At 50.6% G+C, this 13,712-nt stretch carries 12 protein-coding genes; 6 read left to right on the forward strand and 6 right to left on the reverse strand.

What is annotated here, in order from left to right; translation table 11 throughout:
* Window positions 1–18: 18 nt before the first annotated feature.
* Complete coding sequence (gene acsA, locus T458_RS32730; RefSeq protein ID WP_023554728.1) at window positions 19–1,734, reverse strand: acetate--CoA ligase; 1,716 nt, start codon at window positions 1,732–1,734, stop codon at window positions 19–21.
* A gap of 162 nt (window positions 1,735–1,896) precedes the next feature.
* Between acsA and T458_RS32735 the strand changes: the two genes are divergently transcribed.
* The 6 genes from T458_RS32735 to T458_RS32760 all read left to right on the forward strand — a co-directional run bounded on the left by T458_RS32735 (window position 1,897) and on the right by T458_RS32760 (window position 8,098).
* Complete coding sequence (locus tag T458_RS32735; RefSeq protein ID WP_023554729.1) at window positions 1,897–2,775, forward strand: metallophosphoesterase; 879 nt, start codon at window positions 1,897–1,899, stop codon at window positions 2,773–2,775.
* Between the two features lie 95 nt (window positions 2,776–2,870).
* On the forward strand, window positions 2,871–3,881 hold the full coding sequence (locus T458_RS32740) for a PucR family transcriptional regulator (RefSeq protein WP_023554730.1): 1,011 nt from the start codon (window positions 2,871–2,873) through the stop codon (window positions 3,879–3,881).
* Window positions 3,882–3,998: 117 nt separating this feature from the next.
* The gene (locus T458_RS32745) at window positions 3,999–5,114 is read left to right on the forward strand and encodes an ABC transporter ATP-binding protein (RefSeq protein WP_023554731.1); all 1,116 of its coding nucleotides are present in this window, start codon (window positions 3,999–4,001) and stop codon (window positions 5,112–5,114) included.
* 98 nt (window positions 5,115–5,212) lie between these two features.
* On the forward strand, window positions 5,213–5,986 hold the full coding sequence (locus T458_RS32750) for a Cof-type HAD-IIB family hydrolase (protein ID WP_023554732.1): 774 nt from the start codon (window positions 5,213–5,215) through the stop codon (window positions 5,984–5,986).
* 110 nt (window positions 5,987–6,096) lie between these two features.
* A complete protein-coding gene (locus T458_RS32755; protein WP_023554733.1) occupies window positions 6,097–7,485 on the forward strand; it encodes a S8 family peptidase in 1,389 nt (462 codons plus the stop codon).
* Window positions 7,486–7,504: 19 nt separating this feature from the next.
* Window positions 7,505–8,098, forward strand: coding sequence for an NAD(P)H-dependent oxidoreductase (locus T458_RS32760; protein WP_023554734.1), 594 nt, complete (start codon window positions 7,505–7,507; stop codon window positions 8,096–8,098).
* A 93-nt stretch (window positions 8,099–8,191) separates the two neighbouring features.
* Here the strand turns inward: T458_RS32760 and ltrA are convergent, their stop codons facing one another.
* From ltrA to T458_RS32790, 5 genes are all read right to left on the reverse strand, one after another.
* Complete coding sequence (gene ltrA, locus T458_RS32765; protein WP_023554544.1) at window positions 8,192–9,448, reverse strand: group II intron reverse transcriptase/maturase; 1,257 nt, start codon at window positions 9,446–9,448, stop codon at window positions 8,192–8,194.
* 575 nt (window positions 9,449–10,023) lie between these two features.
* The gene (locus T458_RS32775; protein ID WP_023554735.1) at window positions 10,024–10,530 is read right to left on the reverse strand and encodes a DUF3907 family protein; all 507 of its coding nucleotides are present in this window, start codon (window positions 10,528–10,530) and stop codon (window positions 10,024–10,026) included.
* A gap of 95 nt (window positions 10,531–10,625) precedes the next feature.
* The gene (locus T458_RS32780) at window positions 10,626–11,801 is read right to left on the reverse strand and encodes an ABC transporter permease (protein ID WP_023554736.1); all 1,176 of its coding nucleotides are present in this window, start codon (window positions 11,799–11,801) and stop codon (window positions 10,626–10,628) included.
* Window positions 11,794–12,987: an HlyD family secretion protein gene (locus tag T458_RS32785; RefSeq protein WP_023554737.1), complete on the reverse strand. Its 1,194-nt coding sequence runs from the start codon at window positions 12,985–12,987 to the stop codon at window positions 11,794–11,796. The genes T458_RS32780 and T458_RS32785 overlap by 8 nt, the downstream gene beginning before the upstream one ends.
* Before the next feature lie 69 nt (window positions 12,988–13,056).
* The gene (locus T458_RS32790) at window positions 13,057–13,632 is read right to left on the reverse strand and encodes a TetR/AcrR family transcriptional regulator (RefSeq protein WP_023554738.1); all 576 of its coding nucleotides are present in this window, start codon (window positions 13,630–13,632) and stop codon (window positions 13,057–13,059) included.
* Window positions 13,633–13,712: the final 80 nt, after the last annotated feature.

A 13,712-nucleotide genomic window follows, 5' to 3' on the forward strand; every position in this document is an offset into this window, starting at 1 on the left:
TTGTCTTCTGCTACAAAATTAGTCTTCCAAGGTGGACAAGTCGCCAGTCGGCAAGCCCAGTTCCCACGCCTTCAAGACACGGCGCATAATTTTACCGGAACGAGTTTTCGGAAGCTTGTCGCGGAATTCGATCTCGCGAGGAGCGGCATGGGCAGCAAGCCCTTCTCTTACGAACTTGCGGATCTCATCCATCAGTTCGTCGCTCGGCTCATAGCCTGCACGCAAGGAAATGAACGCTTTGACAATTTCACCGCGAACAGGATCAGGCTTGCCGATGACCCCTGCTTCTGCTACTGCCGGATGCTCGACCAGCTTGCTTTCCACTTCAAATGGCCCTACCCGTTCACCGGAGGTATTGATGACATCATCGATCCGGCCCTGGAACCAGAAATAGCCTTCTTCGTCCCTGTACGCCGAGTCTCCCGAGACATACCAGCCTGGAAAATTGAAGTATTCCTGATATTTCGCCGGGTTGTTCCAGATTTTCCGCATCATCGCCGGCCAACCGGTACGAATGGCCAAATTCCCCATGCGGTTAGGAGGCAATTCGTTTCCTTGGTCGTCGATGATGGTAGCGTGGATGCCAGGGAATGGTTTGCCCATCGAGCCTGGTTTGATTTCCATGCACCGATAGTTGGAAATAAGCTGACCACCCGTCTCGGTCATCCACCAGTTGTCGTGGATGCGCTGGTTCAGTGTGCGCAGTCCCCAGTATACGACTTCCGGGTTCAAAGGCTCACCCACACTCAGGACGTGGCGCAGGCTGGAGAGATCAAATTGCTTGACTACTTCATCGCCTGCTCCCATCAGCATGCGGAAGGAAGTCGGGGCGCTGTACCAAACCGTCACTTTATACTTTTCAATCGTACTATACCAGTTTTCCGGGGAGAAACGCCCTCCTCGGACGACCATCGTCACGCCATTCAGCCATGGCGAGAAGATCCCGTACGAGGTTCCAGTCACCCAGCCAGGGTCGGCCGTGCACCAGAAAATATCGTCTTCCTGAAAATCGAGAATCCACTTCCCTGTTTGCAGGTGCTGAATCATGGCGTTGTGAACATGCAGCACGCCTTTTGGTTTTCCTGTAGAACCGGAGGTATAGTGGAGAATCAAGCCGTCTTCGCGATCGACCCACTGGATTTCCAGATCTGAGGATGCTTCAGCCATCTCTTTTTCGTAGCTGATCAAACCTTCAGCCAATTCTTCCTCGGAGCCGAAAACAATCACGTGCTTGAGAGCAGGCAGTTCATTCACGGGAACGCGCGGCAGCAGTGCTGCTGTCGTCACAATTGCGACGGCTTCGCTGTCTTCCAGACGGTCGCGGACCGCTGCTTCCATGAAGGCTTCAAAGAGAGGACCGACAATCGCGCCTACCTTGAGTGTACCTAAAACGCTTACATAAAGCTCCGGCGTACGCGGCATGAATACGAAAACGCGGTCACCTTTTACGATTCCTAGCTTGCGCAACACATTGCCAAACTTGTTTGACAATTCACTTAATTGCGCGTAGCTGTAGCTTTCTTCTCTCGTATCATTGATGAACTGCAAGGCGATTTTATCTTTACGCGGTGTCAAAAGATGACGGTCGATCGCTTCATAGGCCATGTTGACCTTGCCGGTTTCATACCAGGAAAACTCCTTTTCGACTTCTGCCCAGTCAAAATTCGCGTATGCCTCGTCATAATTCTGCAAATTGGACTGGGTTTGCATTACTGGAATTTTTTCTACCTTCATGAGCCCACTCTCCTTCACTCCACTTGGAAACATTTTACCTCAACTTTCATAATATTTCTTTCCTTCTGGCAAAATTCCTTCTTCCAAAATCCACCTCATTCAAAGAAGTAAAAATCTAGTATAATGAACCTTATTGAAATGAATAGGAGGTGGCAGACCATCATGACCTGGATTGTCCTGTTTGTAGCTGTCGCCGTTGTTTATTTACGAGCGAATCGAAATACCTACGATGTACACACTCGCCATGTTACTGTACCCCTTTCGTCCTCTGAGCGCTTGCCGAATCCTGACGATTATGAGCCATTGTCCATTTTGCACTTATCCGACTTGCATATGGAAAATCTGTCGATTGACGCGGAACGAATTGTCGATGATTTTTCCGAAAAGAAACTGGACTTGATTGCGATCACCGGCGATTTGCTGGATCGTCATAAAAATATTCCCAAGGCAGTCGCCTACGTGGAAACCGTCATGAAACTGAACCCTCTGTACGGGACTTTCGTGGTGTTCGGCAATCATGATTATATTTTGCCGCCATCCAGGCTGAACCAACTCAAGAGCGAACTGGAACGACTCGGATGCCATGTCCTGGTCAATCAGCATGTAACGGTGCATCACCATGGCCAACCTCTTACCATCATCGGCGTAGATGATTTTGCCACTCGCCGCAGTCATCTTGGCCGTTCCTTCGCTGGCGTACCCGAGACAGGAGCACGGCTGGTTTTGACTCATGATCCCAACCTCGTGCTGAAAATGAAGGATTATCACTACGACTATTTGCTGTCAGGCCATTTTCACGGCGGTCAGATCCACTGGCCAAAACCATATCACCTGGCGAAAATGGGAAAACTGCCCAAATTGAATATGGTAAAAGGGCTTCACCATGTAGACGGACGTCCTTTCTACATCAGTGAAGGACTCGGACAGACAGGGCTGAACATCCGCCTGCGCTCTCGCCCCGAAATCACCCTGCATACCTTGACGGGCCGTCCGGCTTCTGCAACAGTACAAGAAGCTGCGCCCACCCTGGCAATCGAGTAAGCTATAATAGACTTACTCGATTTTTTTGTTGGTTGCCCTTCGCTGTATCCGTCGAAGAGATGGTGACCATAGAGTACTTGGACTGGAGGCGGAATATGGATTGGCAAAAAAAGGCGGACGAAATTGCCCAGGCAACCGGGCTGCCGATACGCGGAATGGAATGCTCAAACGTCGAATGGGAGCCGCTCCTTCTGGAACAGGAGCGCAACGGATGGGAGCTAATCTATTTGGCGCAAAATGAAGATCGCGCCTTCCTGTTTTTGATACAGCCTGATTACTGGGATAGGGCTTCTCGTGCCCTGCTGGAGCTTTATCTTACCCCGGCTGCCACGTCACAGCCTCCGCAATCCATAGCGGAGCAGCTTGCCTCGTGGTTTCAGGGCCTGCTGGATCATCCCGGAACACCGCCTCCCCGCTCGGTTCAGCAATTGACTTGGCGGGAAAAGCGGGTCATCTTCCTGGTGGAACGATGCCGAAATGAGAGCAAATGGACATGGGAATCCGTAGAGCCGTTATTGCGAGACTACATTCCCGATATCCAGCCCACATCCCTCATCATTCCTTTGAATCCGACACATCTCTTGCTTATCGTCCCTCTTTCTGTCATTGGTACGGACGGCAGGGAAGACACTTTGGAATGGGCCTACGGGTTGCAAGAATTGCTCGCCTGTGAAGTGCTGGACAGCTTTCGCGTACTGGTTGGCCCACCGTTCAGTTCGCTGACTGACGCAGGAAGAACCTTCATTGAACTATATCATTTGTCTTCCGCCTTGCAGCGTTTTCGTCCAAGCAAAATGGTTGCTGCCAGTTGGCATTATCCCCTTGAACGTTGGGCTGCCATGCTACCGGACGCTGTAGCTACCGGGGTGCTTCAAGCCATCTCTTCTGTTCGAGCTTTACCCGCTTTGAGCACGGAGCAAAAAGAAGCCTTGGAAACTCTTTTCGCTCACCAGCTCAATGTCAGCGAGACAGCAAGGCAGCTGTATATCCATCGCAATACGTTGCTCTACCGTCTGGACAAGATCACCGAAGCTACCGGCCTTGATCCCAGGCATTTTCCCGACGCAGTCCTGCTGCAGTTGCATTTGCTCTTCGGTCAGAATTAACAAAATATTTTGTACACTATATCCATAGCCCGTCGGCCTTCCCTTTTTGTACCATATAAGCGACAACAATGAGCACGATTACCTGCCTTGATGATTTTTATAGAGGAGGGCCTGTCATTGGCTAAAGTCATTTTGAATCATGTCTACAAACGTTATGCCAACCAAGTCGTCGCCGTCGATGACTTCCATCTGGAAATCCACGATCAGGAATTCCTGGTATTGGTCGGACCGTCTGGCTGCGGGAAATCTACGACACTGCGGATGATCGCCGGTCTGGAAGAGATCTCCGAGGGTGAGCTATACATCGGAGATCGCCTGGTCAACGATGTCGCTCCCAAGGACCGGGACATCGCGATGGTCTTTCAGAGCTACGCCCTTTACCCCCATATGAACGTCTATGAGAATATGGCTTTTGGGTTGAAGCTGCGCAAGTTCTCCAAAAGCGAGATTGAGCAGCGCATCCAGGAAGCCGCTCGCATTCTCGACATCGCGCACTTGCTGGATCGCAAGCCAAAGGCTCTCTCAGGCGGACAAAGACAACGTGTCGCATTGGGTCGCGCTATCGTACGCGAACCGCAGGTTTTCCTCATGGACGAACCGCTCTCCAACCTGGATGCCAAACTGCGCGTTCAGATGCGCACCGAAATTCTCAAGCTGCATCAACGACTCAACACGACTGTCATCTATGTTACCCACGACCAGACAGAAGCGATGACGATGGGGGACAGAATCGTAGTCATGAAGGACGGGCTGATTCAACAGGTCGCGACCCCCAGTGATATTTACAACCATCCCGTCAATCAATTTGTCGCCAGTTTTATCGGTTCGCCCTCGATGAACTTTCTGGAAGGCAATCTGCTCGAAAAGGATGGTCACGTAATCTTCCAGATCGATGCGGTTGAAATCCGCTTTCCCGAAGACAAGGCAAAAGTTCTGCGCGATCGCGGATACGTAAACAAGCCGGTTATCTTTGGCATTCGACCGGAGGATATGTACAGCGAGCCGTCTTTTTTGGAAGCCAATCCGTTCCCAAGTACTCTCGTCGCCGAAATCGATGTCGTCGAAAATATGGGCTCTGAGCTTTACATATACTTCCATAACATCGGAGGGACGCAGATGGTCGCCCGCGTCGATGCTAGGGATGCGTTGAAACCTCGCATGTCTATCCAGCTCGGCCTCGATCTCTCCAAGTGCCATGTATTTGACAGAGAGACGCAAGTGGCGGTATTCTAATAATCGAAGTGAGAAGGAATGTCTTGTATCGCGGCATTCCTTTTCCTTATTTTCAAGCAAATTTGTACGAGAGATAATAGAAGTGGAGAGGAAAAACCATGTCTTATCAAATCGTCTTTTTTGACATCGACGGAACTTTGCTGAATACAGACCACATCATTCCGCCAACCACCATTGAAGCGATACACCAATTGAAACGAAACGGCATGCATGTCGCGATTGCTACGGGTCGGTCGCCCTATCACTTGGCAGATATCGCCCGTCAGCTTGAGATCGACACCTTCGTCAGCTTCAATGGTTCTTACAACGTACACCAGGGACAAGTGATCCATCATACTCCCTTGGATATGCAGACCTTGAACAACCTGGAGAGCATCGCTGGGGAAAACAATCACCCCATGGTCTTTTTGAGTGCCGAATCCTGCTACGCCAATACCGAAGACCATCCGCATGTGCTGGAGTCTTTTGACTTTCTCCAGCTCCCCAGTCCCGCTGTTCGTCAGCAGTACTGGAAAGAAAAACCGATCTACCAGGCTTTTCTCTACTGCAACGAATCCGAAGAGCGTCCGTATATTGAGAACTACCGGGAGGTCTCCTATGTCCGCTGGCATCCTCAGGTTCTGGACGTCCTTCCACCGAACGGCTCCAAGGCTCGCGGGATTGAAGCCTTGCTTCACCACCTGGGATTGCGTCCGGAAGAGGCCATTGCTTTTGGAGACGGGTTGAACGACAAGGAGATGCTCTCCTTCGTCGGCATGGGGGTTGCGATGGGGAATGCTCACGACGAGTTGAAGCCGTATGCAGACATGCTGACGCGGCACGTAGACGATGACGGCATTTCTTTCGGCTTGAAGAAACTTGGTTTGATCTAGAGCAAAAATGAACGATCCCGACAATAGATAAGAAGATGTAACTTTTACCTTCATAAACACTCTCTTCATGCACACGCTAATGGCAGATAGCATGGAGGGAGTGTTTTTTTTTGCGCATCTTGCCCCCGATCGTCGTTGCCGTCGCGTTACTCGGATTGGTTGTGATTCCAATGCGTCATCACTATGTCCAGCAGGAGATGCGTGAACCCCATCCCCGAGTCACCTCTGTAGACGCGACCATACCGCGAATCAACTACATCGAGCAAGTAAAGGATATTCGCCGCAACCTGGAAAGCAAATCACATATCCAAACCCTGCATCACAATCCGCGGGACCGCAGCCATTACGTGGAGCATGAGATTGTCGTCCGCTTCTCGCCGCGTCCTTCCCAAAAGGAAATTAAAGAACTGGCTTCTTCTCTCGACGCCTGGGTGAAGCGGGATTTCGAGAAATTTCTCATTCTCAAATCCAAAAGCAAGACCACGAAGGAAATGATGAAAGCACTGGCCGAGCATCCACACTCCGTCTACGCGGAACCCAATTACCTGCTCCTGCCGAATCGCAAGCCGAACGATCCCTACTACACGGAATATCAGTGGAATCTTTCTCTGATCGGGATGGAGCAGAGCTGGAACGTGAGCAAAGGGAGCAAGGATGTGATCGTGGCTGTTGTGGACACCGGGGTGGATATGGAGCATCCCGAATTCCAGGGAAAGCTGGTCGAAGGCTATAACGTGCTCGAAGACAACAACATGCCCGAAGACGACAATGGACATGGGACACATGTCTCCGGAATCATCGCAGCGAAGACCAACAATCAGGACGGGATCGCCGGGATGTCCTGGAACAGCAAAATCATGCCAGTTAAAGCCATCGGTGCTGACGGTTCCGGTTCTGCCGTCGATATCGCCCACGGCATCTACTGGGCTACGGACAACGGTGCTGATGTCATCAATTTAAGCGTAGGCAACTATACCTCTTCCGCCACTTTGAAGGAAGCCTGCCGCTACGCGTACGACCATAATGTCGTTTTGGTCGCCGCATCTGGCAACGATGCCACAGACCAGCCTAGCTACCCGGCTGCCTATAAAGAAGTCCTCTCTGTCGCTGCCGTCGATCATCGCAAGGAACGGGCGGATTTCTCCAATTTTGGCGATTATATCGATGTGGCAGCTCCTGGTGTTGATATTCCCAGCACGTATATCTACAGCGACTACGCAGCCCTTTCCGGTACATCAATGGCCTGTCCGCATGTCGCTGCCCTTGCTTCCCTGGTTCGCTCCGTCAATCCAGATATGAAAAACAGCGATGTCATGGAGCATATCCGCAAGGCTGCAATCGATCTGGGACCGCCTGGTCATGACCAGCTCTATGGATACGGGATGATCAACAGCGCTGAAACCCTGCGCCAAGTCCGTCCGGTCGAGCCGAAAAAACCTGAAAAGGTCGGAGGCATCCTTAATAAATTCCTGCTTCGTCTGCGGAACAGTTTCCAATAGCATCCTAGGAGGGACTTCCATGAAAGCATGCATCGTATTTGCCCATGAAGGCAGCAACAGCTTCAATCACGAGATTTTGAAACGCGTCAGCGACGAGCTGGAGAAAGCGCAAATCGAGTATACCGTGCGCGACCTGTATCAGATGAACTTCCAGCCCGTCTTTTCTGCACTGGACATGAAGCGTGTCGAGCGTGGGAATCTAAGCAGCGACATCGAGGAAGAACAGACCCTGATCACGGATAGCGATCTTCTGGTGATGATTTACCCGGTCTGGTGGTGGTCCGCTCCCGCGATTCTGAAAGGTTACATCGACCGGGTGTTTACGGACGGATTTGCTTTCCGATATGAAGCGAATGGACCTGTCGGGCTATTGTGCGGCAAGGAGGCTTTCGTCTTCACGACTACACGGGAATCTGCCCAGGAGATGGCTGCCAAAGGACTAGACGAGGTCATACGCAAACAGATCGTCGAAGGGACACTGGAGATGATCGGCTACGTCGTAACCTACGAAAATTTTGCGGCAGTCCCCTACGTCGATGAAGCCACGCGAAAAGAAATGCTCGACTCCATTTCGGAAAAAATCGCTACCCTGCGCCTGCCTGCTGGCGTCTGACAGTTGGCTTTGCGGTTTAATCGAGTAGGAGGGGGTGACTAACCCCCGTCCTCTCACACCACCGTACGTACCGTTCGGTATACGGCGGTTCATTTAGGTATGACGCAAATAGGTGTATCTGTCTGACAAACTCTTCAAACCTTGATTACGCCAGTAAGCATTATTCAATGCTCGGTGAAGAATTGGACTACATGCAATTCGCCATTGTTTCTTTCGTGAATTGCCCCATTCATAGGCTTTTTCCTTGGGAACTCCTAAGGAGATAAGCCTTTTTACTTTTGTTTTCGGGCGCTTCCACTCTTTCCAGAGACACATTCGGAGTCTTCTTCGAATCCATTCGTCAAGATGGCTGAACACCGAAGGGGTATCAGCCAAGGCAAAATAGCCACACCAACCTGTAAGGTACTCATTGAGATCGTCAATTCTGTATTCCATTGGGAGTGGTTTAGTGCGGGAGGTGATCTCCCGAATCCTCTGTTTTGCTCGCTTCAGACTATCGTTCGCTATTCGAATCTTGGGCGATTTGTTCACCGTGAAACTGAAACCAAGAAATTTACGATTCCATGGGCGATCAACGGCGCTTTTCTCCATGTTGACTTTTAGCTTGAGCTTTCTCTCAATGAACGTGGTCACGGAATCCATCACGCGGATTCCTGCCTTCTTTGACTTCACATAGATGTTGCAGTCATCTGCGTAGCGAAGGAATCGAAGCCCCCGCTTTTCCAGTTCCTTGTCGAGTTCGTGCAACATGATATTGGATAAGAGCGGACTCAACGGGCCACCTTGCGGCACCCCTTGATCGCTTTCAATTTCCATACCATTAACCATAATCCCTGATTCGAGATAGCGTCGGATGAGGGTTAGGATAGTTCTGTCTTTGACATGTTTTGCGATAAGCCCCATAAGTTTATCGTGGTTTACCTTATCGAAGAACTTCTCAAGATCCATGTCTACGACCCAACGGTATCCTTCCTCGATGTATGTCTGTGCCTTCTTGACTGCGTCATGTCCCCGTCTTCTTGGACGGAATCCATGACTATGTTCGGAGAACATAGGATCAAATATCGGAGAAAGAACCTGTGCAATTGCTTGTTGGATGAGACGGTCGGTCACGGTAGGAATGCCTAATAGCCGAACACCACCGTTCAGTTTCGGGATTTCGACTCGTCGGACTGGCGAAGGTACATAGGTTCCATTCTCCAATGACGCTCGTAGGGAGTCCCAGTTGGATAAGATATGTTGACGTAGGGATTTTACGGACATACCATCCACACCGTGGCTTCCTTTGTTCTTTTCTACTCGCTTTAGTGCCAACAGGAGGTTTTCCCGTGACAGCAGTTGTCCCATCATAAAACCAGATATCCTTTCGCGTGAACGTTCTTTCTACTTGTGCCACTCTCTATTCCGCCCTCTTGAAGTCCCCCATGGATTCACCATTTCCTCCTTCAAGTAAGTCCATCTGGATTGTCTGCATCATCATAAAGAGTGAACGCCTAGCGTCCCGTTCTTCCTAAATGTTCGGCCCTTCCCGTTTCAAGCGTCCTCTACTCCGGTACTATGGCCTCTGCTGACTCCTGACCGTTCAGTTTCTCCTAGCGGAGAAGGTTACCATGAGGGCATGGCGTCCCAGTCAGGTCTCCCCGGGTAAGAACGTTGTCTTTCCCTCCATCCACCTGCTTCATTTACTCCCGATAGCCTTTGGCAACATGGACTTCGTCTTGTATGGCAGACTCATCCAGCTATCGTTAGCCTCATATGAAGTTCGTGTTCCTCAGGCCGGAGGTTTGCCGCAGACTTCCTTCAGATTCCACCTCGCGGTGGACACCCTTGTCGTAAGCTAGTGGCTACTGTTGCCTTCGCCATTCGGGACTTTCACCCTAGAGACAACGCCCATGCCGGGCACACCATTAGAAAAGCACAGGCTTTTACGCCTGTGCTTTTTGCATCCGTTTTTTGGTAATGTAGTCGGTTTCGTAATATTGAAGCTCGTCACGCAACTGCTCAAATACTTTAGATAAAGACAATGTCAGATTTTCTAATTCTGGTGTTACTTTTTTCCGGAAAATGATGGAGTCCTGGTTGGTATAAGCATATCTGCCGTCTTCGTCGTACACTTCGCCTTTTGGATAGTAAAAGTTGTTGATACAGCTATGATATACCTGGTACAAGACTTCTTCTGCAAACTCCTCGTTGAATCGTGCACGGCGCAGGGAAACTCCCAGCCTTTCGTAAGCATTTTCACAATATACCAGCAAATGCCGCAGGTCAGAAAGGTAGTTACGATAGTAGGACTCATACTCTTCCGGATCACCGGACTGAGCTACGAGGCTGTTCAAGGTAACCTGGTTCAAGTAGCGTTCCAATTCCATGCTGACCTTTTTCAACTTCGTATACGTCTCTTCGCACAATTGCTTCAGATGAGTTGCTGACATAATGTCCCCCTTGCGTTGAAGAATCTGCCTTTTTACAAGTAAGTATATAGGATAGATTCTTTGTAGCACAAGGTTTTCTTTTCAGAAAATGTTGTCTATCCCACCATTGATTCGCTAGCAGGATGGGTTATTTTCCTGTTCTGGTACAGATAGATCAGATAGGAAACAAACAAGCTAACCAAGGTCATGAATCCCAGCACGATCATATCCTGCGTTAGGGCGGAAAGCCCGTGACCTTTGGACAGGATTTCGCGTACGCCGTCCAGGAAATACGTCAGCGGCAGGGATTTGCCGATCGCCGCTATATAGCTTGGCATCGACAGAAACGGCCAGGTGTACCCCGACAGCATGAACGACGGCACTGCGATCAACATGGCGATTTGTGTAGATTGGAGTTGATCTTTGAAAAGGAATGAGATCATGTAGCCAATCGCCAGAACCGCGATATTGAACAGGGAAGCGATCACCATCAGATCCATCGTACTGCCGTAGTACGGAATGCCGAAGCCTTTGAGCAAAAGACTGAAGCCCAGGACCATATTCAAGGTTCCGGCGAGAAAATACGGCAGCAGCTTGGCTAATGTAATCTCCCAGAAGCTGTACGTGGCGATGGTCGAATGCCATGTTCCTTCTTCCTTCTGTTGAGTGACGGATAGCGCCACCCCAAGAAAGAGGACCTGTTGCAGGACGGTTCCAGCCAGCCCGAACACCATGAAGCTAAGGTAGCTGAACGTCGGATTGTACAAGACCCGGTAGCGGAAATCAATCCCCGTGTAGAGCGTTTTTCCTTCTTCTCCCCAGCGTCCCGCGGCTTCCAGCTTCTTGAGCGTCGCACCGGCTGAGACCGTTTTGATGACGCTGTTGGCGGCCCGAACAGCCGTGTTGGAGATCATCATATTGCTTCCGTCGATCACCGTCAGCACTTCAGCCTCTCTTCCCGCCTTGACGTTTCGCTCCAGATCAGGCGGGATGATCAGGGCAATCTGCGCCTTGCCCTGATCCACCATGCGCATCGCTTCCGTCTCTGTATCGACCAGTCCGATCATTCCGAAGGTCTGGTCCGCTTCAAAACCGCGATACAGTTCACGGCTGAGTTCGGTTTGGTCCGAATCGACCATCACAGTCGGGATTTGCATCACTTTTTTCTCGCTGTACAAGAACCCGAAAAGCGTCAAGTACATGATCGGCACGATAAAGACAACGAGCCGAATTGTTTTATTGGTAAATAATTTTTTCCATTCCATCCAGAACAGGTGGGAGAAGTTACTCACCGAAACCAGCTCCTTCTAACCCCCACTCCACCGTGATGCCCGGACGAATGCTGGCATCTGCCAGAATCACTTTGACAGCGAAGGCGCGGATGTCGCGATCCCCCAGCTCCTGTGTCGCTTTTTTCACGGCGAAGTCAGCAGCTGGTGCGATAGTTGCCACTTTTCCCTCGACTTCTTGATTGAGGGCAGGTACATATAGCTTCACGGTATCTCCGGCTTTTACCGTTCCCAGCGCGAATTCATTGACATAAAACTTGACGTAATGGTCAGCCTTTGCCTGAATCGTCACGACTGTGAAGCCTTGCGACACGAGCTCCCCTTTTTGCACGGCGATTGATTTGACCACGCCGTCTACGGGAGAGGTCAGCTTAGTATTGTTCAGATACGCTTCGATCTCTTCCAAAGCCCCTTTTGCCTGCTGGACTCCCGCTTCTGCGGATTGGACATCCAACTGCTTCAGTCCGACCTGACCACGTCCAGCCACTGCTTGATCATAGGCCGCTTTCGCCTGATCTAGCTGAGCTTGCGCCGCGTCGACTTGTTCACGTCGAGCACCCGACTGCGCCATCTTCAATTGTTCGTCAGCCGCTTTCAGCTCGGCTTGCGCTTTGTCCATTTGCATTTGGGCCTCTTCCATTTTCACCTGTGGAATGGCGCCTTCTGCCAGCAGCTTGTTCATACGCTCCAGATTGGTAGCTGCGATTTCCTTCGCCGTTTGCGCCGCTTGCAGCTTCGCTTTGAGCTGGGCGATTTCTTCTTGGCGTGCGCCGTTTTTATTGGCTTCCAGTTGCGCTTTGGCAGAGGCTACTACGGCTTGTGCCTGATCGACCTGCGCGCTGCTGGAGCTGTCGGTTAAAGCAACACCTTTTTTTGCCTGTTCCAGCTTGACCTGAGCTAGTCGATAAGCTCCCTGGGCCTGTTCTTTTTTCGCGAGAAGCTCTTCGCTGCTCAAGGTGGCGATCAATTGCCCCGCCTTCACCTCGTCCCCTTCTGCCACACTGATTTGTTCGATCGAACCTCCCATTTTAAACGAGAGATCCACTTCCGTTCCTTCCACCACCCCTGTCAGAGATTGGGCGGAGTGTCCCGCTACATTGCCGATACCCGGCCCCAATAAAAAAGTACCTAAAACCGCGATGCCGGCCACAAAGCCAGCCATCCCGATCCATGCTCGTTTCTTGTTCATCTCGGTGTTTCCCTCCATGTCTATCTACACTCGATTTCAGACCAGCCCCGGTGAGGAAAGGCATTCGGTCTATTCCAGCAAAGCCCCGTCAAGCATCAGCAGCAACGTCTTCCTGCTCGCCTCGATGTCGACCGGTTCATTGCGAAACTGTTTGCGCAAAGCTGTGAATCCCACCATGCCAAACAAGGCGGAAGCAAGTGTCTGGATATCCGCATCCTGGCGAATAAATCCTTGCTCCTTCAGATCGTGCATGTACCCTTCCATCATGGTGAAATAGTTGGTTAACAGCTTTCCGGCAAACTGATTGCGCTGTTCATCTGTTGTAAAAATACTGAGGAGCAAAAAGCACAGCTCCCGGTTCTCGGAAAAGAAGTGAAGATGACCATCCAGTATGCTCTTCATGCGGTCTTCCAGAGACAAGGTCTCATCCTGAATCACGCTGTCCACAGAGTAGATCAGCATCTTCACGCCTCTTTCGACTACGTACCAGAATAACTCTTCTTTCGTAGCAAAATGATAATACAAGGTGCCTTTTGCGACCTGGGCGATTTCAGCAATCGAATCCATGGTCGTTTCGCTGTACCCGAATTGGGAAAAGGCAGTTAATGCTCCTTGGGCAATCTGGTCTTTTTTTGAAGTCGACATCACTCCCACACTCCTTATTGTTTTTTGAACTGACTGGTCAGTACAAAAATAGTGTATTGTTTTTTCCAAGATTCGTCAAG

It is taken from the genome of Brevibacillus panacihumi W25 (genome assembly GCF_000503775.1).
In the GTDB taxonomy this organism is placed as follows: Bacteria; Bacillota; Bacilli; order Brevibacillales; family Brevibacillaceae; genus Brevibacillus; species Brevibacillus panacihumi_A.